21 protein-coding genes are annotated in these 23,079 nt (G+C 53.9%); 18 read left to right on the top strand and 3 right to left on the bottom strand.

Annotated features, from left to right (window positions below):
- Nucleotides 1–183 precede the first annotated feature (183 nt).
- From ispU to tilS, 15 genes are all read left to right on the top strand, one after another.
- Nucleotides 184–942 (top strand): (2E,6E)-farnesyl-diphosphate-specific ditrans,polycis-undecaprenyl-diphosphate synthase, encoded by a 759-nt coding sequence (gene ispU / locus BH714_RS18750; RefSeq protein ID WP_014168704.1) that lies wholly within the window; start codon nt 184–186, stop codon nt 940–942.
- A gap of 12 nt (nt 943–954) precedes the next feature.
- Nucleotides 955–1,812, top strand: coding sequence for a phosphatidate cytidylyltransferase (cdsA, locus tag BH714_RS18755; RefSeq protein ID WP_014168705.1), 858 nt, complete (start codon nt 955–957; stop codon nt 1,810–1,812).
- 11 nt (nt 1,813–1,823) lie between these two features.
- Nucleotides 1,824–3,176, top strand: a complete 1,353-nt coding sequence (gene rseP, locus BH714_RS18760; RefSeq protein ID WP_040018664.1) for a sigma E protease regulator RseP — start codon at nt 1,824–1,826, stop codon at nt 3,174–3,176.
- 31 nt (nt 3,177–3,207) lie between these two features.
- The gene (gene bamA / locus BH714_RS18765; RefSeq protein ID WP_014168707.1) at nt 3,208–5,625 is read left to right on the top strand and encodes an outer membrane protein assembly factor BamA; all 2,418 of its coding nucleotides are present in this window, start codon (nt 3,208–3,210) and stop codon (nt 5,623–5,625) included.
- Between the two features lie 122 nt (nt 5,626–5,747).
- On the top strand, nt 5,748–6,242 hold the full coding sequence (gene skp, locus BH714_RS18770; protein WP_020882619.1) for a molecular chaperone Skp: 495 nt from the start codon (nt 5,748–5,750) through the stop codon (nt 6,240–6,242).
- A gap of 3 nt (nt 6,243–6,245) precedes the next feature.
- A complete protein-coding gene (gene lpxD, locus BH714_RS18775; protein WP_040018665.1) occupies nt 6,246–7,271 on the top strand; it encodes a UDP-3-O-(3-hydroxymyristoyl)glucosamine N-acyltransferase in 1,026 nt (341 codons plus the stop codon).
- A 103-nt stretch (nt 7,272–7,374) separates the two neighbouring features.
- Nucleotides 7,375–7,830, top strand: a complete 456-nt coding sequence (fabZ, locus tag BH714_RS18780) for a 3-hydroxyacyl-ACP dehydratase FabZ (RefSeq protein ID WP_010426706.1) — start codon at nt 7,375–7,377, stop codon at nt 7,828–7,830.
- 3 nt (nt 7,831–7,833) lie between these two features.
- Nucleotides 7,834–8,622 carry an acyl-ACP--UDP-N-acetylglucosamine O-acyltransferase gene (lpxA, locus tag BH714_RS18785; RefSeq protein ID WP_040018666.1) on the top strand — a complete coding sequence of 263 codons (789 nt, stop codon included), beginning with the start codon at nt 7,834–7,836 and terminating at the stop codon, nt 8,620–8,622.
- Nucleotides 8,622–9,770 (top strand): lipid-A-disaccharide synthase, encoded by a 1,149-nt coding sequence (gene lpxB / locus BH714_RS18790; protein WP_040018667.1) that lies wholly within the window; start codon nt 8,622–8,624, stop codon nt 9,768–9,770. Before lpxA ends, lpxB begins: the two co-directional genes overlap by 1 nt.
- The gene (gene rnhB / locus BH714_RS18795) at nt 9,767–10,363 is read left to right on the top strand and encodes a ribonuclease HII (protein ID WP_040018668.1); all 597 of its coding nucleotides are present in this window, start codon (nt 9,767–9,769) and stop codon (nt 10,361–10,363) included. Before lpxB ends, rnhB begins: the two co-directional genes overlap by 4 nt.
- A gap of 38 nt (nt 10,364–10,401) precedes the next feature.
- A complete protein-coding gene (gene dnaE / locus BH714_RS18800) occupies nt 10,402–13,884 on the top strand; it encodes a DNA polymerase III subunit alpha (RefSeq protein WP_014168715.1) in 3,483 nt (1,160 codons plus the stop codon).
- 12 nt (nt 13,885–13,896) lie between these two features.
- Complete coding sequence (gene accA, locus BH714_RS18805) at nt 13,897–14,856, top strand: acetyl-CoA carboxylase carboxyl transferase subunit alpha (RefSeq protein WP_014168716.1); 960 nt, start codon at nt 13,897–13,899, stop codon at nt 14,854–14,856.
- Between the two features lie 100 nt (nt 14,857–14,956).
- A complete protein-coding gene (locus tag BH714_RS18810; RefSeq protein ID WP_014168717.1) occupies nt 14,957–17,089 on the top strand; it encodes a lysine decarboxylase LdcC in 2,133 nt (710 codons plus the stop codon).
- Between the two features lie 65 nt (nt 17,090–17,154).
- Nucleotides 17,155–17,544, top strand: a complete 390-nt coding sequence (locus BH714_RS18815; protein WP_014168718.1) for a VOC family protein — start codon at nt 17,155–17,157, stop codon at nt 17,542–17,544.
- Nucleotides 17,545–17,601: 57 nt separating this feature from the next.
- Nucleotides 17,602–18,888: a tRNA lysidine(34) synthetase TilS gene (gene tilS, locus BH714_RS18820; protein ID WP_040018669.1), complete on the top strand. Its 1,287-nt coding sequence runs from the start codon at nt 17,602–17,604 to the stop codon at nt 18,886–18,888.
- A gap of 28 nt (nt 18,889–18,916) precedes the next feature.
- On the opposite strand, the gene rof is transcribed toward tilS, so the two are convergent.
- Both rof and BH714_RS18830 read right to left on the bottom strand, forming a co-directional pair.
- Nucleotides 18,917–19,177 (bottom strand): Rho-binding antiterminator, encoded by a 261-nt coding sequence (gene rof, locus BH714_RS18825; RefSeq protein ID WP_014168720.1) that lies wholly within the window; start codon nt 19,175–19,177, stop codon nt 18,917–18,919.
- Nucleotides 19,164–19,364: a YaeP family protein gene (locus tag BH714_RS18830; RefSeq protein WP_014168721.1), complete on the bottom strand. Its 201-nt coding sequence runs from the start codon at nt 19,362–19,364 to the stop codon at nt 19,164–19,166. Before BH714_RS18830 ends, rof begins: the two co-directional genes overlap by 14 nt.
- A 196-nt stretch (nt 19,365–19,560) precedes the next feature.
- On the opposite strand from BH714_RS18830, the gene BH714_RS18835 reads away from it, so the two are divergent.
- From BH714_RS18835 to nlpE, 3 genes are read left to right on the top strand one after another with little or no spacing between them, the layout of a single operon-like run.
- Nucleotides 19,561–20,106, top strand: coding sequence for a YaeQ family protein (locus BH714_RS18835; protein WP_014168722.1), 546 nt, complete (start codon nt 19,561–19,563; stop codon nt 20,104–20,106).
- Complete coding sequence (arfB, locus tag BH714_RS18840) at nt 20,103–20,525, top strand: alternative ribosome rescue aminoacyl-tRNA hydrolase ArfB (RefSeq protein WP_040018671.1); 423 nt, start codon at nt 20,103–20,105, stop codon at nt 20,523–20,525. Before BH714_RS18835 ends, arfB begins: the two co-directional genes overlap by 4 nt.
- A gap of 33 nt (nt 20,526–20,558) precedes the next feature.
- Nucleotides 20,559–21,257, top strand: a complete 699-nt coding sequence (nlpE, locus tag BH714_RS18845) for an envelope stress response activation lipoprotein NlpE (protein ID WP_040018672.1) — start codon at nt 20,559–20,561, stop codon at nt 21,255–21,257.
- Nucleotides 21,258–21,311: 54 nt separating this feature from the next.
- Here the strand turns inward: nlpE and proS are convergent, their stop codons facing one another.
- Nucleotides 21,312–23,030, bottom strand: a complete 1,719-nt coding sequence (proS, locus tag BH714_RS18850; RefSeq protein WP_040018673.1) for a proline--tRNA ligase — start codon at nt 23,028–23,030, stop codon at nt 21,312–21,314.
- Nucleotides 23,031–23,079 lie beyond the last annotated feature (49 nt).

A 23,079-nucleotide genomic window follows, 5' to 3' on the forward strand; every position in this document is an offset into this window, starting at 1 on the left:
AGCAAGCACTAGTGGTTGTGCTATTTGTTAGCGTTGGGCTTCAGTGATATAGTCTGCGCCACCTGATCGCAGGTATTTGACTTTACGTGGTCAGGTAAGCCGTGGTTTGACACGGCTTTTTTATGTATAGGCTTCAGTATTCCTGAGTACCGTTAAATCCTTTTCAGGGACCAAAAACGCGTTATGTTGTCTGCGAATCAACCAATAAGCGAAAACTTGCCAGCTCATGGCTGCCGTCATGTAGCAATCATTATGGATGGCAACGGCCGCTGGGCGAAAAGACAAGGGAAGATACGAGCCTTTGGGCATAAAGCTGGGGCGAAATCTGTTCGCCGCGCCGTTTCTTTTGCCGCCAATAACGGCATTGATGCGTTAACGCTCTATGCTTTTAGCAGTGAAAACTGGAATCGACCGCCGCAGGAAGTGACCGCGTTGATGGAATTGTTTGTGTGGGCGCTCGATAGCGAAGTTAAAAGCCTGCACCGCCACAACGTCCGTCTGCGTATTATCGGCGAAACCAGTCGTTTTAACTCACGTTTGCAGGAACGGATTCGTAAAGCAGAAGCGCTGACTGAAAATAATACCGGTCTGACGCTCAATATCGCGGCGAATTACGGTGGACGCTGGGATATTATCCAGGGCGTTCGGCATCTGGCCGAACAGGTTCAGGAAGGGCTGTTGAGACCCGACCAAATTGATGAAGAGGCGCTGAGTAAGCAAATCTGCATGAATGAACTGGCACCTGTGGATTTGGTAATTAGGACAGGGGGAGAACATCGCATCAGTAACTTTTTGCTGTGGCAAATTGCCTACGCCGAACTTTACTTTACTGATGTTCTTTGGCCCGATTTTGATGAACAAGACTTTGAAGGTGCGCTGCATGCCTTTGCCAATCGAGAGCGTCGTTTCGGCGGCACCGAGCCAGGTGGCGACAAAGCCTGATGGGGGTAGCTTTTGCTGAAGTATCGCCTGATTTCCGCTTTTGTATTAATACCCATTGTCATTGCGGCGCTGTTTTTACTGCCCCCGGTGGGATTCGCTATTTTGACGCTGGTGGTCTGCATGCTCGCCGCGTGGGAATGGGGTCAGTTTAGCGGCTTTACCTCACGCACTCAGCGGGTATGGCTGGCGGTACTCTGTGGCTTTATCCTGGCCCTGATGCTGTTTACCTTGCCTGAATATCACCATGATATTCATCAACCGCTGGTTGCCGGTTCCCTTTGGATATCGCTGGGCTGGTGGGTTGCCGCGCTGCTGTTGGTGCTTTTTTACCCAGGTTCCGCGGCATTCTGGCGTAATTCAAAAGTGTTGCGTCTTATTTTTGGCCTGCTCACAATTGTTCCTTTTTTCTGGGGTATGGTCGCACTGCGCGCCTGGCACTATGACGAAAACCACTACAGCGGCGCGATCTGGCTGCTTTATGTGATGATTCTCGTCTGGGGGGCTGACTCTGGGGCCTATATGTTTGGTAAACTGTTTGGCAAACATAAACTGGCGCCAAAAGTGTCTCCGGGCAAAACCTGGCAAGGATTCATCGGCGGCCTGTTTACGGCAGCAATCATTTCCTGGGGCTATGGCGTCTGGGCGAATCTGGAAGTGGCACCGTCAATACTGCTGGTGTGCTCTATTTTTGCTGCGCTGGCCTCGGTACTCGGTGATTTAACCGAAAGTATGTTTAAGCGTGAAGCAGGGATTAAGGACAGCGGACACCTGATTCCAGGACATGGCGGTATACTGGATCGCATTGATAGCCTGACAGCGGCTGTTCCAGTGTTTGCGTGCTTGCTTTTACTGGTATTCGGGACGATTTAACGGAAGGTTTTATGCTGAGCATTCTCTGGAATCTGGCGGCGTTCATTGTTGCACTGGGTGTACTGATTACCGTGCATGAATTTGGCCATTTCTGGGTTGCTCGCCGTTGCGGTGTACGGGTAGAGCGGTTTTCCATTGGTTTTGGTAAATCACTCTGGACGCGCACTGACCGCCACGGCACAGAATTTGTCATCGCTCTTATCCCGCTTGGCGGCTACGTTAAGATGCTCGACGAACGCGTTGAGCCTGTCGCCCCTGAGCTACGACACAGCGCATTCAACAATAAAACCGTTGGACAACGCGCCGCCATCATCGCTGCCGGGCCGGTAGCCAACTTCATCTTTGCTGTTTTCGCCTACTGGCTGGTGTTTATCATCGGCGTGCCTGGCGTGCGTCCGGTTGTGGGTGAAATTGCGCCTGATTCCATCGCGGCGAGTGCGCAAATTACGCCGGGGATGGAACTTAAAGCGATTGATGGCATCGAAACCCCTGATTGGGATGCCGTGCGTCTGCAGCTGGTAGCCAAAATTGGCGATCGGCAGACAACATTCAGCGTGTCGCAGTTTGGTTCTGACCAGCGGCAGGACAAAGTGCTCGATTTACGTCACTGGCGTTTCGAGCCAGACAAAGAAGATCCCGTCTCTGCGCTGGGCATTCGTCCACGCGGTGCGCAGATTGAGCCGGTATTAGCCGAAGTACAGGCAAACTCGGCTGCCAGCAAAGCAGGTTTGCAAGCGGGCGACAGGATCGTTAAAGTCGATGGTCAACCATTAACAGAGTGGATGACCTTTGTTACTCTGGTGCGCGATAATCCGGGCACGTCGCTCGCGCTGGAAGTTGAAAGGCAGGGCAGTCCGCTTTCGCTGACGCTGACTCCGGATACGAAGTCGGTCGGCAAAAAGGCAGAAGGGTTTGCAGGCGTTGTGCCGAAAGTCATCCCGCTGCCAGATGAGTACAAGACAATACGCCAGTATGGGCCGTTCAGCGCCATCCTTGAAGCCACGGATAAAACATGGCAACTGATGAAGCTGACGGTAAACATGTTGGGGAAATTGATAACCGGTGATGTGAAACTGAACAACCTCAGTGGGCCAATTTCAATAGCTCAGGGGGCTGGGATGTCAGCGGAATTCGGGGTGATTTACTATCTCATGTTTCTTGCGCTCATTAGCGTGAACCTTGGGATAATCAACCTGTTCCCGCTTCCCGTTTTAGACGGGGGTCATCTGCTGTTTTTGGCGATTGAAAAGCTAAAAGGCGGGCCGGTATCCGAGCGAGTTCAAGACTTTAGTTATCGCATTGGCTCGATTTTGCTGGTGCTGTTAATGGGGCTTGCACTTTTCAATGATTTCTCTCGGTTGTAAGAGAGTTAGTTAGGAAGAACGCATAATAACGATGGCGATGAAAAAGTTGCTCATAGCGTCGCTGCTGTTTAGCAGCGCCACCGTATACGGTGCTGACGGGTTCGTAGTGAAAGACATTCATTTCGAAGGCCTTCAGCGTGTCGCCGTTGGTGCGGCCCTCCTCAGTATGCCTGTGCGCCCCGGCGATACGGTTAATGATGATGACATCAGTAACACCATCCGTGCTCTGTTTGCCACTGGCAACTTCGAGGATGTCCGCGTCCTGCGCGATGGTGATACGCTTCTGGTTCAGGTAAAAGAACGTCCGACGATCGCCAGTATCACCTTCTCCGGCAACAAGTCGGTGAAAGATGACATGCTCAAGCAGAACCTTGAAGCATCTGGCGTACGTGTGGGGGAATCCCTGGACCGCACAACCCTTTCAGACATAGAAAAAGGTCTGGAAGATTTCTATTACAGCGTGGGTAAATACAGTGCCAGCGTGAAAGCGGTTGTGACGCCGTTGCCACGTAACCGTGTTGACCTGAAACTGGTCTTCCAGGAAGGTGTTTCTGCGAAGATCCAGCAGATCAACATCGTGGGTAACCACGCGTTCAGCACCGATGAACTGATCTCTACGTTCCAGCTGCGCGACGAAGTGCCATGGTGGAACGTGGTGGGCGATCGTAAATACCAGAAGCAGAAACTGGCGGGCGACCTTGAAACCCTGCGCAGCTACTATCTGGATCGCGGTTATGCCCGTTTCAACATCGACTCGACTCAGGTCAGTCTGACGCCAGACAAGAAAGGCATCTACATTACGATTAACATCACAGAAGGCGATCAGTACAAGCTTTCTGGTGTTGACGTGAGTGGTAACCTGGCAGGCCATTCTGCTGAGATCGAATCGCTGACCAAAATTCAGCCGGGCGAGCTGTATAGCGGGTCTAAAGTGACCAAAATGGAAGACAGCATTAAGAAGCTGCTCGGCCGCTATGGTTATGCTTATCCGCGTGTACAAACTCAGCCTGAAATCAACGACGCGGATAAAACTGTGAAGCTTCACGTTAACGTTGATGCGGGTAACCGTTTCTACGTGCGTAAGATCCGCTTCGAAGGTAACGACACCTCCAAAGATTCTGTCCTGCGTCGCGAGATGCGTCAGATGGAAGGCGCATGGTTAGGTAGCGACCTTGTTGACCAGGGTAAAGAGCGTCTGAACCGTCTGGGCTATTTCGAAACGGTTGATACCGATACCCAGCGTGTTCCGGGCAGCCCGGATCAGGTTGATGTCGTTTATAAAGTCAAAGAGCGTAACACCGGTAGCTTTAACTTCGGTGTGGGCTACGGTACTGAAAGTGGCGTCAGCTTCCAGGTCGGCGTACAGCAGGATAACTGGCTGGGTACGGGTTACTCCGTAGGTATCAACGGTACCAAAAACGACTACCAGACCTACTCTGAGTTCTCTGTTACCAACCCATACTTCACCGTAGATGGTGTGAGCCTGGGCGGTCGTATCTTCTATAACGACTTTAAAGCAGATGACGCGGATCTGTCTTCTTACACCAACAAGAGCTACGGTGTAGATGGCACGCTCGGCTTCCCGGTTAACGAATACAACTCGCTGCGCGCTGGTTTAGGTTATGTGCATAACGACCTGTCCAACATGCAACCGCAGGTGGCGATGTGGCGTTATCTGGACTCTATTGGCCAGTCAACCAGTAAAAATGGGGACAACAACGGCTTTGCTGCTGATGACTTCACCTTCAACTATGGCTGGACCTATAACCGTCTCGACCGTGGTTACTTCCCGACGGAAGGTTCTCGTGTCAACCTGAACGGTAAAGTGACCGTTCCGGGGTCTGATAACGAGTTCTACAAGGTAACGCTGGACACCGCGTCCTACTTCCCAATTGATGACGACCACAAGTGGGTAGTCCTGGGTCGTACCCGTTGGGGCTATGGCGATGGTTTAGGTGGCAAAGAACTGCCATTCTATGAGAACTTCTATGCCGGTGGTTCCAGCACCGTCCGTGGCTTCCAGTCCAACAACATTGGTCCGAAAGCGGTCTATTACGGCGGTAACGACACCGATAACTGTAATAAATCGTCGTCTTCTGAAGTCTGTAGCTCAGATGATGCGGTGGGCGGTAACGCCATGGCCGTTGCTAGCCTGGAGTTCATCACACCAACGCCGTTCATCAGTGATAAATACGCAAACTCAGTCCGTACATCCATCTTCTGGGATGCCGGTACTGTATGGGATACCAACTGGGAGAATACTGCCCAGATGCGTGCGGCAGGCGTACCAGACTACAGCGATCCGAGCAATATTCGCATGTCTGCAGGTATCGCATTACAATGGATGTCACCGCTGGGGCCGTTGGTCTTCTCTTACGCCCAGCCGTTTAAGAAATACGATGGAGACAAAGCGGAGCAATTCCAGTTTAACATTGGTAAAACCTGGTAATAATCCGCTGCAATGGAATGCGTTGGCAGTGTAGCGCTGACAACTGGCGATCGGTAACACGATCGCCTTGCCACGCAAAGAACGGTACCTTCTGGTGCCAATGGGATGGTAAGGAGTTAATTGTGAAAAAGTGGTTATTAGCTGCAGGTCTCGGTTTAGCGATGGCAACCTCTGCTCAGGCAGCAGACAAAATTGCAATCGTCAACATGGGTAATTTGTTCCAGCAGGTTGCACAGAAAACAGGTGTTTCTGCGACGCTGGAAAACGAATTCAAAGGCCGTGCAAGCGAACTGCAGGGTATGGAAAACGATCTTCAGTCCAAAATGCAGCGTCTGCAGCGTGATGGTTCTACCATGAAAGCGAGCGACCGTAGCAAACTGGAAAAAGACGTAATGGCTCAGCGTCAGACGTTCTCCCAGAAAGCGCAGGCTTTCGAGCAGGATCGTCAGCGTCGTTCTAACGAAGAGCGTGGCAAGCTGGTGACTCGCATTCAGACTGCTGTTAAAGCAGTTGCTGCCGATCAGAGCATCGATCTGGTTGTTGATGCGAATGCCGTTGCTTTCAACAGCAGCGATGTTAAAGACATCACCGCTGATGTTCTGAAACAGGTTAAATAAGTAATGCCTTCAATTCGACTGGCTGATTTAGCTCAGCAGTTGGATGCAGAATTACACGGTGATGGCGATCTCGTCATCACCGCTGTTGCGTCCATGCAATCTGCTAAAGCCGGCACTATTACCTTCATGGTAAGCCCTAAGTACCGTGAGCAACTGGCTCAATGCCAGGCGTCAGCTGTTGTTCTGACGCAGGACGATCTTCCGTTTGCCACTGGAAGCGCGTTGGTAGTGAAAAATCCCTACCTGACGTATGCACGCATGGCACAAATTCTTGATTCCACGCCGCAGCCGGCGCAGGACATTGCTGCCAGTGCAGCGATTGATCCGACGGCTCAGCTTGGTCACAACGTGGCAGTTGGCGCAAATGCCGTTATCGAATCTGGCGTGGTGCTGGGCGATAACGTTGTCATTGGTTCAGGTTGCTTCGTTGGGAAAAATACGAAAATCGGCGCCGGGACCCGTTTATGGGCCAACGTGTCTGTTTACCATGAAGTAGAAATTGGCGAAAATTGCCTCATTCAGTCCAGCACAGTGATTGGTTCTGATGGCTTTGGCTACGCTAACGATCGTGGTAATTGGGTTAAGATCCCACAGCTTGGTCGCGTGATTATCGGCGATCGTGTTGAGATCGGTGCTTGTACCACCATTGACCGTGGTGCACTTGACGATACGATTATTGGCAATGGTGTTATCATCGATAATCAGTGCCAGATTGCGCATAACGTTGTGATTGGCGACAATACCGCGGTTGCGGGTGGCGTTATCATGGCGGGCAGCCTGAAAATTGGCCGTTACTGCATGATCGGCGGTGCGAGCGTGATTAATGGCCATATGGAAATATGCGACAAGGTGACCGTGACAGGAATGGGCATGGTAATGCGTCCTATCACCGAACCTGGCGTCTATTCCTCTGGCATCCCGCTGCAACCCAACAAGGTATGGCGTAAAACAGCTGCTCTGGTGATGAATATTGATGATATGAGCAAGCGACTCAAGTCTCTTGAGCGCAAAATCGATCAACAAGACTAAGCGTTCATCCGTTTAATGCTATATTCCCCGGCCTGTCGGCTTTCTTATAAACCGGCAGGCCGTGTTATTATTTTTATCAGTACATTTTGACAGGAAGAGTATTTTGACTACTGACACTCATACTCTGCATATTGAAGAGATTTTAGAACTTCTGCCGCACCGCTACCCGTTTTTGCTGGTAGACCGTGTGCTGGATTTTGAAGAAGGTCGTTTTCTGCGCGCAGTGAAAAATGTTTCCGTGAACGAGCCGTTCTTCCAGGGACACTTCCCGGGTAAACCTATCTTCCCGGGTGTGTTGATTCTGGAAGCGATGGCACAGGCTACCGGTATTCTTGCGTTTAAAAGCGTGGGCAAACTGGAGCCGGGTGAGCTGTACTACTTCGCGGGTATCGATGAAGCGCGCTTCAAGCGTCCTGTCGTGCCTGGTGATCAGATGATCATGGAAGTCACTTTTGAAAAAACGCGTCGCGGCCTGACTCGCTTCAAAGGCGTAGCTCTGGTTGACGGCAAAGTTGTTTGCGAAGCGACTATGATGTGTGCTCGTAGCCGGGAGTCTTGATACGTGATTGATAAATCCGCCTTTATTCATCCTACCGCCATTGTGGAAGTCGGTGCCATTATTGGTGCTAACGTCCATATTGGCCCATTTTGTATTGTTGGACCCCATGTCGAAATTGGTGAGGGTACAGTACTGAAATCTCACGTTGTCGTGAATGGTCATACGACTATTGGCTGCAATAACGAGATCTATCAGTTCGCTTCCATCGGCGAAGTAAACCAGGATCTTAAATATGCTGGTGAGTCGACCCGTCTGGAAATCGGCGATCGTAACCGCATTCGCGAAAGCGTCACCATTCATCGTGGAACAGTACAGGGTGGTGGATTGACGAAGGTGGGCAGCGATAACCTGTTTATGGTTAATGCGCATATCGCGCACGACTGTACGGTAGGTAACCGCTGTATTCTTGCCAACAACGCAACGCTGGCAGGACACGTATCGGTAGATGATTTCGCAATTATTGGCGGCATGACCGCAGTCCATCAGTTCTGCATCATTGGTGCACACGTGATGGTCGGCGGATGCTCCGGTGTGGCGCAGGATGTCCCACCGTTCGTCATTGCGCAGGGTAACCATGCCACGCCGTTTGGCGTGAACATCGAAGGCCTCAAGCGTCGTGGCTTTAGCCGCGAAGCGATTACTGCAATCCGCAACGCGTACAAACTGTTGTACCGTAGCGGTAAAACGCTGGAAGAGGCGAAGCCGGAAATTGCCGAGCTGGCGGAAAAGCACTCTGAAGTGAACGAGTTCATGACGTTCTTTGACCGTTCCACAAGGGGTCTGATTCGTTAATGGTCGACAGTCGTCCGCTTACGATAGCCCTGGTCGCCGGAGAAACCTCCGGCGATATTCTTGGTGCAGGTCTTATCCGTGCGCTCAAGGCCCGGGTACCCAATGCGCGCTTTGTAGGCGTTGCTGGCCCGCTGATGCAGGCCGAAGGCTGTGAAGCCTGGTATGAAATGGAAGAGCTGGCCGTGATGGGCATCGTTGAGGTGCTGGGTCGCCTGCGTCGTCTGCTGCACATTCGTGCCGATCTCACCCGTCGCTTTACCGAACTCAAACCCGATGTGTTTGTCGGTATCGATGCACCGGATTTCAACATTACCCTCGAAGGGAATCTGAAGCAGAAGGGCATCAAAACCATCCATTATGTCAGTCCGTCCGTCTGGGCGTGGCGACAGAAACGCGTTTTCAAAATCGGACGGTCAACCAACCTGGTGCTGGCTTTTCTGCCTTTCGAAAAAGCGTTTTACGACAAATTTAATGTTCCGTGCCGTTTTATCGGTCATACCATGGCGGATGCAATGCCGCTGGATCCGGATAAAAACGCGGCGCGCGATGTGCTGGGTATTCCCCATGATGCGCACTGTCTGGCACTGCTGCCCGGCAGCCGTGGTGCAGAAGTCGAGATGCTCAGCGCGGACTTCCTGAAAACGGCGCAAATCCTTCGCGAGACCTATCCTGACCTCGAAGTGGTTGTGCCGCTGGTGAATGCAAAACGTCGCGAGCAGTTTGAGCGCATCAAGGCGGACGTTGCTCCGGATCTCCATGTTCATCTGCTGGACGGGAAGGGCCGTGAGGCGATGGTCGCAAGCGACGCCGCACTGCTGGCCTCGGGCACCGCTGCGCTGGAGTGTATGCTGGCGAAGTGCCCGATGGTGGTTGGCTATCGCATGAAGCCGTTCACCTTCTGGCTGGCGAAACGTCTGGTGAAAACGGATTATGTCTCTCTGCCAAACCTGCTTGCCGGGCGCGAGCTGGTGAAAGAGCTTCTGCAGGATGAGTGCGAGCCGCAGGCGCTGGCCGATGCGTTGTTACCGCTACTGGCCGACGGCAAAACCAGCCACCAGATGCATGATACGTTCCGCGAACTGCATCAGCAGATCCGCTGTAATGCCGATGAACAAGCGGCTGAAGCGGTGCTGGAGTTAGCAAAATGATGGAATTTATTTATCCTCACACCCACCTCGTGGCGGGTGTGGACGAAGTCGGTCGTGGCCCGTTAGTGGGTGCAGTGGTGACCGCTGCGGTGATCCTCGATCCTGCTCGCCCGATTATCGGGTTAAACGACTCTAAAAAATTGTCTGAAAAGCGCCGTCTGGCGCTGTTTAGTGAGATTCAGGAAAAGGCGCTGGCCTGGAGTCTGGGGCGTGCAGAGCCGTATGAGATCGACGAACTCAATATTTTGCATGCCACTATGCTGGCGATGCAGCGTGCAGTGGCGGGTCTGAACATTACCCCGGAGTATGTCCTGATTGACGGAAACCGCTGCCCTGCATTGCCGATGCCGTCAATGGCGGTGGTGAAAGGCGATAGCCGGGTCGCAGAAATCAGTGCGGCTTCTATCATTGCCAAAGTGACGCGTGATGCCGAAATGGCCGCGCTGGACCTCACTTACCCTCAGTATGGCTTCGCCCAGCATAAGGGTTATCCAACGGCCTTTCATCTGGAAAGGCTGGCTGAACATGGCGCAACTGAACATCACCGACGCAGCTTTGGCCCGGTGAAACGCGCGCTGGGACTGGTGTCCTGAATCAATACGCAAGCAATTAAGTAACGCGGAATCTGAAGATGGCTGAACCACGTTTCGTACACCTGCGGGTGCATAGCGACTACTCCATGATCGATGGACTGGCGAAGACCGGGCCGCTGGTAAAAAAGGCGGCCTCGCTTGGCATGCCTGCGCTGGCGATCACCGATTTTACCAACCTGTGTGGTCTGGTGAAGTTCTACGGAGCGGCACATGGCGCGGGGATGAAACCCATCGTTGGCGCGGATTTTCACGTCCAAAGCGATCTTATCGGCGATGAATTGACGCAAATCTCCGTGTTAGCGATGAATAACGTAGGGTATCAAAACCTGACTCTGCTTATCTCCAAAGCCTATCAGCGCGGCTATGGCGCACTGGGGCCGTGGATCGACCGGGACTGGCTGGCTGAGCTGAACGACGGGCTGCTGCTGATCTCCGGCGGCCGTATGGGTGATGTCGGCAAATGTCTGCTGCGTGGCAACAGTGCGCTGGTGGATCAGTGTGTGTCGTTCTATGAAGAACATTTCCCGGATCGTTACTACCTTGAGCTGATCCGCACCGGTCGGCAGGACGAAGAGAGTTACCTGCACGCCGCGGTTGCGCTGGCTGAAGAACGCGGCCTGCCCGTGGTGGCAACCAATGACGTGCGTTTCCTTGAGCCTGGCGATTTTGACGCGCATGAGATTCGCGTCGCGATCCATGATGGCTTCACGCTTGACGATCCGAAACGTCCGCGTAACTACTCGACGCAGCAGTACATGCGCAATGAAGAAGAGATGTGCGAACTCTTCTCCGATATCCCGGAAGCGCTGGAGAACAGCGTTGAGATAGCCAAACGCTGTAACGTCACCGTGCGCCTTGGCGAATACTTCCTGCCGCAGTTCCCGACCGGGGACATGACCACGGAAGACTTCCTGGTCATGAAGTCAAAAGAAGGCCTCGAAGAGCGTCTGGAATTCCTCTTCCCGGATGAAGAAGAGCGTAAAAAGCGTCGTCCAGAATATGACGAGCGCCTGGATATTGAACTCCAGGTGATCAACCAGATGGGTTTCCCGGGCTACTTCCTGATCGTTATGGAGTTTATCCAGTGGTCGAAAGATAACGGCGTACCGGTTGGACCGGGGCGTGGCTCCGGTGCGGGCTCGCTGGTGGCCTATGCACTCAAAATTACCGACCTCGACCCGCTGGAATTTGACCTGCTGTTCGAACGTTTCCTTAACCCGGAACGTGTCTCGATGCCCGACTTCGACGTCGACTTCTGCATGGAGAAACGCGACCAGGTTATTGAACACGTGGCGGACATGTACGGCCGCGACGCGGTATCGCAGATTATTACCTTCGGTACGATGGCAGCGAAAGCGGTTATTCGCGACGTTGGCCGTGTACTGGGGCATCCGTACGGTTTTGTCGATCGTATCTCTAAACTGGTGCCACCTGACCCAGGTATGACGCTGGCAAAAGCGTTTGAAGCTGAACCACAGCTGCCAGAAATCTACGAAGCCGATGAAGAAGTTAAAGCGCTGATCGACATGGCCCGTAAGCTGGAGGGCGTCACGCGTAACGCCGGTAAGCATGCGGGTGGGGTGGTTATCGCGCCGACCAAAATCACCGATTTTGCGCCGCTATACTGCGATGAAGCGGGCCAGCATCCGGTCACCCAGTTTGACAAGAACGACGTCGAATACGCCGGGCTGGTGAAGTTTGACTTCCTCGGTCTGCGTACGCTCACCATCATCAACTGGGCGCTGGAGATGATCAACGCCCGTCGCGAGAAGAATGGCGAACCGCCGCTGGATATCGCGGCCATCCCGCTTGATGATAAGAAAAGTTTCGACATGCTGCAGCGCTCGGAGACCACCGCCGTCTTCCAGCTTGAATCCCGCGGCATGAAAGATTTGATTAAGCGCCTGCAGCCTGACTGCTTCGAAGATATGATCGCACTGGTGGCCCTGTTCCGTCCGGGCCCGCTACAGTCAGGGATGGTAGATAACTTTATCGACCGTAAGCACGGGCGTGAAGAGATTTCCTATCCGGATGTGCAGTGGCAGCACGAGTGCCTGAAGCCCGTTCTGGAGCCAACCTACGGCATTATCCTGTACCAGGAACAGGTTATGCAGATTGCCCAGGTGCTCTCTGGCTACACCCTTGGCGGCGCGGACATGCTGCGTCGTGCGATGGGTAAGAAAAAGCCGGAAGAGATGGCCAAGCAGCGCGGCACCTTCGAAGAAGGCGCAAGAAAAAACGGTATTGATGGCGAGCTGGCGATCAAAATCTTTGACCTGGTAGAGAAATTCGCCGGGTACGGATTTAACAAATCCCACTCTGCTGCCTATGCTTTGGTCTCTTACCAGACGCTGTGGCTGAAGGCGCACTATCCTGCTGAATTTATGGCGGCGGTTATGACTGCCGATATGGACAACACCGAGAAGGTGGTTGGCCTGGTCGATGAGTGCTGGCGCATGGGGCTTAAGATCCTGCCGCCGGATATCAACTCCGGTCTCTATCATTTCCACGTCAACGAGCACGGGGAAATTGTTTACGGGATTGGCGCGATCAAAGGCGTGGGTGAAGGCCCGATTGAGGCGATCCTCGAAGCGCGTAACAACGGCGGTTATTTCCGCGAGTTGTTCGATCTTTGCGCCCGTACGGACACCAAAAAACTGAACCGCCGCGTGCTCGAAAAACTGATCATGTCCGGCGCGTTCGACAGGCTGGGTCCGCATCGTGCCGCGCTGATGAACTCTCTCGGCGATGCGCTGAAAGCGGCGGATCAGCACGCCAAAGCGGAAGCGATCGGTCAGGCGGATATGTTTGGCGTACTGGCAGAAGAGCCAGAGCAGATAGAGCAGTCTTATGCCAGCTGCCAGCCGTGGCCAGAACAGGTGGTGCTGGATGGAGAGCGTGAAACGTTAGGTTTATACCTGACGGGGCACCCCATCACCCAGTACATCAAAGAAATTGAGCGCTATGTCGGAGGCTACAGGCTGAAAGACATGCATCCGACAGAACGTGGTAAAATCACCACGGCTGCGGGGCTCGTGATTGCTGCAAGGGTTATGGTCACCAAGCGCGGCAATCGTATCGGCATCTGTACGTTGGATGACCGTTCCGGGCGTCTGGAGGTGATGTTGTTCACCGACGCGCTGGATAAATACCAGCATTTGCTGGAAAAAGACCGCATACTTATCGTCAGCGGACAGGTCAGCTTTGATGACTTCAGTGGGGGGCTTAAAATGACCGCCCGCGAAGTGATGGACATTGACGAAGCCCGGGAAAAATATGCTCGCGGGCTTGCTATCTCGCTGACGGACAGGCAAATTGATGACCAGCTTTTAAACCGACTCCGTCAGTCTCTGGAACCCCACCGCTCGGGGACAATTCCAGTACATCTCTACTATCAGAGGGCGGATGCACGTGCGCGGTTGCGCTTTGGTGCAACGTGGCGTGTCTCTCCGAGCGATCGTTTACTTAACGATCTCCGTGGCCTCATTGGTTCGGAGCAGGTGGAACTGGAGTTTGACTAATACAGGAATACTATGAGTCTGAATTTCCTTGATTTCGAACAGCCGATTGCTGAGCTGGAAGCGAAAATCGATTCTCTGACAGCGGTAAGCCGTCAGGATGAAAAACTGGATATTAACATCGATGAAGAAGTGCATCGTCTGCGTGAGAAAAGCGTAGAACTGACGCGCAAAATCTTTGCCGATCTCGGCGCATGGCAGATCGCCCAGCTGGCGCGTCATCCACAGCGTCCGTACACCCTGGATTATGTCCGCCTGGCGTTTGACGAATTTGACGAACTGGCAGGCGATCGCGCTTACGCTGACGACAAAGCTATCGTCGGCGGCATCGCACGTCTGGACGGGCGCCCGGTGATGATCATTGGTCATCAGAAAGGCCGTGAAACCAAAGAGAAAATTCGTCGTAACTTTGGTATGCCGGCACCAGAAGGCTATCGTAAAGCCCTGCGTCTGATGGAGATGGCTGAGCGTTTCAAGATGCCCATCATCACCTTCATCGACACCCCGGGTGCGTATCCTGGCGTGGGCGCGGAAGAGCGTGGCCAGTCAGAAGCCATCGCGCGTAACCTTCGCGAGATGTCTCGCCTGAAGGTGCCGGTCATCTGTACCGTTATCGGTGAAGGGGGGTCCGGTGGTGCGCTGGCGATTGGCGTGGGCGATAAAGTGAATATGCTGCAGTACAGCACCTATTCCGTTATCTCCCCGGAAGGTTGTGCCTCTATTCTGTGGAAGAGCGCCGATAAAGCGCCTCTGGCTGCAGAAGCGATGGGCATCATTGCCCCACGTCTGAAAGAGCTGAAGCTGATCGACTCCGTGATCCCTGAACCTCTGGGCGGCGCGCATCGTAAGCCGGAAGTGATGGCGGCTTCCCTGAAAGCGCAGCTGCTGGCAGACCTGGCGGACCTGGATGTCCTGAGCACAGAAGATCTGCTCAACCGTCGTTACCAGCGTCTGATGACCTACGGTTACGCGTAAGCTTCACAATTATCCTAAAAGCCGCACATTGTTGCGGCTTTTTTTATGCCTGCCGTTTACCTTAACTATGCTTAGCTAATGTTTTTCAAGGAGGTAAACCGTGAACATCATCGCCATTATGGGGCCGCACGGCGTCTTTTATAAAGACGAGCCCATTAAGGAGCTGGAGCACGCCCTTCAGTCCCGCGGGTACCAGCTGATTTGGCCGCACAATAGCGCCGACCTGCTGAAATTTATCGAGCACAACCCTCGCATCTGTGGCGTGATCTTCGACTGGGACGAGTACGACATGGAGTTGTGCAGCGATATCAATAAGCTGAACGAATATCTCCCGCTGTACGCTTTTATTAATACCCACTCGACAATGGACGTGAGCGCTCATGATATGCGAATGGCGCTGTGGTTCTTTGAATACTCACTCGGTGTCGCGGAAGATATTGCGACCCGTATTCAACAGTACACCGGTGAATATCTCGATAACATCACGCCACCGTTTACCCGCGCGCTGTTCACTTACGTCAAAGAAGGCAAATACACCTTCTGCACGCCTGGCCATATGGCAGGGACGGCCTATCAAAAAAGCCCGGTGGGTTGTTTGTTCTATGATTTCTTCGGGGGCAACACGCTCAAAGCGGACGTGTCGATTTCCGTCACTGAACTCGGATCGCTGCTCGATCACACCGGACCGCACCTGGAAGCTGAAGAATACATTGCCCGGACTTTTGGGGCCGAGCAGAGTTATATGGTGACCAACGGCACCTCGACATCAAACAAAATCGTCGGAATGTACGCCGCACCCGCCGGCAGCACCTTGCTGATTGACCGTAACTGCCACAAGTCGCTGGCTCATTTGCTGATGATGAGCGATGTCGTGCCGTTATGGCTCTCCCCGACGCGAAACGCGCTTGGGATCCTCGGCGGGATCCCGCGTCGTGAATTTAGCCACGCCGCGATTGAACATAAGGTCGCGGCGATCCCGGGGGCAAGCTGGCCGATCCATGCGGTCATCACTAACTCCACCTATGACGGTCTGCTCTATAACACCAACTGGATTAAGCAGACGCTGGATGTGCCGTCGATCCACTTTGACTCCGCGTGGGTGCCATACACCAACTTTCACCCGATTTACGCGGGAAAAAGCGGCATGAGCGGTGAGCGCGTGCCGGGCAAAGTGTTTTTCGAAACGCAGTCGACGCACAAAATGCTGGCCGCGTTTTCTCAGGCCTCGCTTATTCACATCAAAGGCGAGTACGACGAAGAGACGTTTAACGAAGCCTTTATGATGCACACCACCACCTCGCCAAGCTATCCGCTGGTGGCCTCTATTGAAACGGCGGCGGCAATGCTGCGTGGGAATCCGGGCAAGCGTCTGATCAATCGGTCTGTGGAGCGGGCGCTGCATTTCCGTAAAGAAGTCCAGCGGCTTAAAGATGAAGCAGACGGCTGGTTCTTCGATATCTGGCAACCCGAAGAGATTGATGAGGCCGAGTGCTGGCCTGTCTCACCTGGCGAGAGCTGGCACGGTTTTCGCGATGCCGACGCCGACCATATGTTCCTCGACCCGGTGAAGGTAACGATCCTGACGCCGGGGATGGACGAACAAGGCACGATGAGTGACGAAGGCATTCCTGCTGCTCTGGTGGCAAAATTCCTTGATGAACGTGGCGTAGTGGTGGAGAAAACCGGCCCGTATAACCTCTTGTTCCTGTTCAGTATTGGGATTGATAAAACCCGTGCGATGGGCTTATTGCGCGGACTGATGGAGTTTAAGCGCGCTTACGATCTCAACCTGCGGGTGAAAAATATGCTGCCGGATCTTTATGCTGAAGATCCTGACTTCTACCGCAATATGCGTATTCAGGATCTGGCCCAGGGGATCCATCGGCTGATCCGTCAGCACGATCTGCCGCGCCTGATGCTGCAGGCGTTTGACGTGCTACCGGAGATGAAGTTGACCCCACACAAGGCCTGGCAACGTCAGGTGAAAGGGGAGGTTGAAACCGTTGAGCTGGAAAATCTGGTCGGGCGCGTGTCGGCTAACATGATCCTGCCTTATCCGCCGGGCGTACCGTTGTTGATGCCGGGGGAGATGATCACCGAAGAGAGTCGGGCGGTGCTCGATTTTCTGCTGATGCTTTGCTCAGTGGGGCGCCACTATCCGGGCTTTGAGACTGATATTCACGGGGCGAAGCGCGATGAGCAAGGGGTTTACTGGGTGCGAGTCCTAAAATAAGGGCGACAGCTTGCCAGGCCCGGGGTGTCGGTTGTAACGTTCAGGCATCATAAAAAGGAGAAGCTATGCTGGGTTTAAAACAGGTTCACCATATTGCGATCATTGCCACCGATTACGCAAAAAGTAAGGCCTTCTACTGCGATATTCTGGGCTTTACGTTGTTAAGCGAGGCTTACCGTGAGGAGCGTGACTCCTGGAAAGGCGATCTCGCTTTAAACGGGCAATATGTGATTGAGCTGTTCTCTTTTCCTTTTCCGCCAGCACGTCCGTCCCGCCCGGAAGCCTGCGGCCTGCGCCACCTTGCCTTTAGCGTCGACGACATTGATCGCGCCGTAAAACATCTGGAGACCCACGGCGTGAAGTGCGAAGCGATTCGTATCGACCCGTTCACCGACAAGCGTTTTACCTTTTTCAACGATCCGGATGGCCTTCCGCTGGAGCTTTACCAGCAGTAATTTCCACCCTGTGTGATAATGCCCGCTCAGTTCGGGCATTTTTATGTGTGATTTTCTATGACCCTACCCGCGATTGCTCAAGCCGTTTCACCGTACCGCCAGCTGCTGGTGGGGTTTAGCGGTGGCCTGGATTCCACCGTTCTGCTCCACCGTCTCAAACTCTGGCGTGACAACGAGCCTGATATTCAGCTTCGGGCGATGCACATTCATCACGGGTTAAGCCCGCACGCGGATGCGTGGGTGGCACACTGCGAGGCGGTGTGTGCAGCATGGACGATCCCGCTGACTGTTGAACGTGTACATCTCCATGATGAGGGGCTGGGCATTGAGGCGCAGGCGCGTAAAGCACGCTATGCCGCTTTTGCCGCTGAATTACAGCCTGACGAAGCGCTGGTCACGGCGCAGCATCTCGATGACCAGTGCGAGACGTTATTACTGGCCCTCAAACGAGGAAGCGGCCCGGCGGGGTTATCCGCGATGCCAGAACGGGCTGATTTCGCCGGATCGCACCTCCTTCGCCCACTGCTTGGCGAGACGCGAGCCTCGCTGGAAACGTGGGCACGGGAACACGGGCTGAGCTGGATTGAAGATGAAAGCAACCAGGATGACCGCTATGACCGTAACTTCCTGCGTCTGCGTGTCGTACCGCTTCTGAGCGAGCGCTGGCCGCACTTTGCAGAAGCGGCAGCACGCAGCGCCATGTTGTGCGCTGAACAGGAGAGTCTGCTGGATGAGCTGCTGAGCGAAGAGCTGGCGGAACTGATTACCGCACAGGGATCGCTTACCATCGCACCGCTGGAAGCAATGAGCCCGGCGCGTCGGGCCGCATTGTTACGACGCTGGCTGGCCTCTCACGGTGCCGCTATGCCGTCGCGGGCAATGCTGGCTCGTCTCTGGGATGAAGTCGCCCTGGCACGGGAAGATGCTACGCCGTGTGTGCACCTGAACGGTTTCGACGTCAGACGCTATAAAGGGGCGCTCTGGTGGGTTAAATCATCCCCCTCGCTTGCCGACAGGGTGCTCGACTGGCCGTCGCTTGCGGAACCGCTGCTGTTGCCCTGTGATGCCGGGCGTGTGTCTCTGGTGCCAACCGGCCATGTGCGTCTGCCTGAACCCGGGGAGCCAGTAACCGTGCGCTTTAAGGCGGGCGGTCTGCTGCATATTGTCGGGCGCAACGGAGGGCGGAAGCTGAAGAAAATCTGGCAGGAGAGCAATGTGCCGCCCTGGCGACGCGATACCACGCCGCTACTTTTCTACGGTGAAACGCTGATTGCTGCAGCAGGGGTATTCATTACGCAAGAGGGGTGGGCAGAAACGGGCGTGCAGTTTGAGTGGAAAGCGTAACGGGCAGCCGGGCTGCCCGTTAGTGTCATCAGGATTCGCTCACCACAACGGTGCCGATTTGCGGGTGGCTGAAGCTGGCAATTTTGTCCAGACGTAGCTCACGCGTCGCCCCGGCATCTTCCACTATCAGATATTCCACATTCTTTCGCGAAACCAGGTCGCTGGCTTTTGCCTTCAACACTTCGCCATCTTTTAGCTCCAGCGTCAGTATTAAATGATGCTGGCAGGCGAGTTCGAGGTTGTCATAGTCATCACAATTGATGGGTTGATAAGTTTCATTCATTGACATAATCGCTCACCAGTAAATTCGCCGCAGCATACGCTGCTTTTTCCCTGACCGATTCTGAAAGGCCCTCATCAGAGGCCACTTCATTAAGCACTTTCAATACACAGCCCAACGCGTCCGGGACATACCCCAGATCTCCGCTGGCGATTTCCGCATACCGTTTGCGAATTAACTCACAATAATTATTCACATCCCCTCCCGCCAGCGCACTGACTTACTGTGAGATATCATTAAGCCTACGAAGATAAACTCGGTTTAGCAAGGTGACTATACCATACTCATTTAAGCAATATCAGCGCCTTGATAGCCGGTGAATGTTCACCCGGGAACAGCCTTTTTATTCCTTTTTCGCTACAATGTGCGCCTGATTCGAAAGGAGTTCTCTCATGGCGCTGAAAGCGACAATTTATAAAGCTGTGGTCAATGTGGCAGATCTTGACCGCAACCAGTTCCTGGATGCGTCACTCACTCTGGCACGCCACCCCTCTGAAACCCAGGAGCGCATGATGCTGCGCCTGCTGGCGTGGATAAAGTATGCTGACGAGCGTCTGCAATTTAGCCGTGGCTTAAGCGCTGAGGACGAGCCAGAGGCCTGGCTGCACAACGATCATCTGGGTATCGATTTATGGATTGAACTCGGCCTGCCGGATGAGCGCCGCATTAAAAAGGCCTGCACGCAGTCCGCTAACGTGGCGTTATTCGCGTATAATCAACGTGCTGCGGAAATCTGGTGGCAGCAAAGCAAGAGCAAGTGCGGGCAATTTGCCAACCTTACCGTCTGGTATCTGGACGATGAGCAACTGGCGAAGCTGAGCGAGTTTGCCAGCCGGACGATGGTCCTGCAGGCCACAATTCAGGACGGCGCTATCTGGCTTTCTGATTCTCAGAATAATCTGGAAATTCATTTGACGGCGTGGCAGCCAGCGCCATGATTGTCTTGTCCCGAAATGTTAGCATCCCTGACAATGAGCTGGAGATCACCGCCATCCGTGCTCAGGGGGCGGGTGGACAGCACGTTAACAAGGCTTCAACGGCTATCCATTTGCGCTTTGACATTCGGGCCTCCAGCCTGCCAGAGTATTACAAAGAAAGCCTGCTCACTGCCAGCCATCACCTGATCACCAGTGATGGCGTGATTGTGATTAAAGCGCAGGAGTACCGCAGCCAGGAGTTGAACCGCGAAGCGGCGATTGCCAGACTGGTGTCGATGATTAAAGAATTAACGGCAGTGCAAAAAAGCCGTCGGGCAACGCGACCGACCCGCGCATCGAAAGAGCGTCGGCTATCGTCGAAGGCCCAAAAATCCACAGTGAAAGCACTACGCGGTAAAGTTCGTCGCCCTACGGAGTGACGAAAAGGAACACAATTTCATAAGGAATTCATTGTGAAAAAAGCATTATTGTCAGCGCTGGCAGTGAGTACGCTGTTTGCGCTTTTCGGGTGTAACAACCGTTCTGAAACGCAGGTCGTGCAGCCTGCGCAGAATGAAGAGTTAAAGCCAATGCAGCAGAGCTGGCGCGGCGTTTTACCGTGTGCCGACTGCGAGGGCATTGAAACGTCACTGTTCCTGCAGAAAGACGGTACCTGGGTTATGAACCAGCGTTATCAGGGGGCGAAAGAACCATCTTCCTTTGCGTCCTACGGGACATGGGCGCGTACGGCTGAGAAGCTGGTACTGACGGATACCACCGGTGAGAAAACCTATTTCCGCGCCAGAGGTGAAGGGATGGAGATGCTCGACCGCGAAGGCAATCCGATTGAGTCCCAGTTCAACTATACGCTGGCCCCGGTGAAAGCGGCCCTGCCTGCAACGCCAATGCCAATGCGTGGGATGTATTTCTATATGGCGGATGCGGCGATCTTTACCGACTGCGCCACCGGCAAGAAAATCAGCGTGGCGAACAATGCGCAGCTGGAGCGTGATTACGCTGTTGCGCGTGGCAATGACAGCAAGCCTGTCCTGCTGACGGTAGATGGTCACTTTACGCTGGAGCCGAACCCGGACAGCGGAGAGCTGGTGAAAACGCTGGTGACAGATAAAGACGCGAAGTTTGTTGCGGGCAAAGACTGTAACAGCAAATAAGCCGATATCGGCCCATTAAAAAACCCCGCCTGAGCGGGGTTTTTTTGTTGAACGTTAACCTTTGATGGCTTTCACCAGGTAATCAAGAATGTCGCCAGTCTTGATCATCTGCTTTTCACCACTGCGACGGTATTTGTATTCAATGTCGTCGCTGTCGAGGTTACGGTCGCCGATGACTAAGGTGTGCGGGATACCGATCAGTTCCATATCGGCAAACATCACGCCTGGACGCTCTTTACGGTCATCCATCAGCACTTCGATACCCTGAGCGCGCAGCTCGGAGTAAAGTTTTTCGGCCAGCTCCTGCACACGGTAAGACTTGTGCATGTTCATTGGCAGAATAGCCACCTGGAACGGGGCGATATTGTCTGGCCAGACGATGCCACGTTCGTCGTAGTTTTGCTCAATGGCGGCTGCAACCACACGCGTCACACCGATACCGTAGCAACCCATGGTCAGGATCTGGTTGCGGCCATCTTCCCCCTGAACGGCGGCATTCAGCGCGCGGGAATATTTATCCCCCAGCTGGAAGATGTGGCCCACTTCGATACCGCGTTTGATCATCAGGGTGCCCTGGCCGTCCGGGCTCGGATCGCCTGCCACCACGTTACGGATATCAGCCACTTCCGGCGTCGCGACATCGCGATCCCAGTTGATGCCGAAGTAATGTTTACCGTCGATGTTAGCGCCAGCGGCGAAGTCGCTCATTGCGGCTACCGTACGGTCAATAACCACCGGAACCGGCATATCCACCGGGCCCAGAGAGCCTGGACCTGCATTCACGACGGCACGGATTTCCGCTTCCGTTGCGAACATCAGTGGGCTGGCAACCTGAGGCAGCTTCTCAGCTTTCACTTCGTTCAGTTCGTGATCGCCACGCACCAGCAGGGCAACCAGCGGGTACGCGCTACCTTCGGTGGATTTCACCAGCAGGGTTTTTACCGTTTTTTCGACGGGCAGGTTGAACTGCTCAACCAGCTCGGCAATGGTTTTTGCGTGAGGTGTATCAACCAGCGTCATCTCTTCGGTTGCAGCAGCACGTGGCGCTTTAGGGGCCAGCGCTTCTGCAAACTCGATGTTCGCGGCGTAATCAGAAGAGTCAGAGAAGATCACATCGTCTTCACCGCTCTGAGCCAGAACCTGGAACTCATGAGACGCGCTTCCGCCGATAGAACCGGTATCAGCCTGTACAGCACGGAAATCCAGATCCATACGGGAGAAGATTTTGCTGTAAGCCTCGTACATTTTGTCGTAGGTCTCTTGCAGCGATTCCTGAGACGTATGGAAAGAGTAAGCATCTTTCATCAGGAATTCGCGTGAGCGCATGACGCCGAAACGTGGGCGAACTTCATCACGGAACTTGGTCTGGATCTGGAAGAAGTTCAGCGGCAGCTGTTTGTAAGAGCTCAGCTCATTACGAATCAGGTCGGTAATGACTTCTTCATGCGTTGGGCCGAGGACGAATGGACGCTCGCCACGATCAACGAAACGCAGCAGCTCAGGGCCATATTGCTCCCAACGGCCGCTCTCCTGCCACAGGTCAGCGGGCTGAACCACAGGCATGGACACCTCGATAGCACCGGCGTTGTTCATCTCTTCACGCACGATGTTTTCGACTTTTTTCAGGACGCGCACGCCGGTCGGCAGCCAGGTATATAACCCGGAGGCCAGCTTGCGGATCATCCCGGCGCGCAGCATCAGCTGATGGCTGATCACTTCGGCGTCGGCAGGCGTCTCCTTCAGAGTGGAGAGCAGATATTGGCTAGTACGCATGTTGTTACGGTTCCATTTCGACGATTGGAACAGGCTGAAACACCAGCCT

It is taken from the genome of Enterobacter ludwigii (assembly GCF_001750725.1).
In the GTDB taxonomy this organism is placed as follows: domain Bacteria; phylum Pseudomonadota; class Gammaproteobacteria; order Enterobacterales; family Enterobacteriaceae; genus Enterobacter; species Enterobacter ludwigii.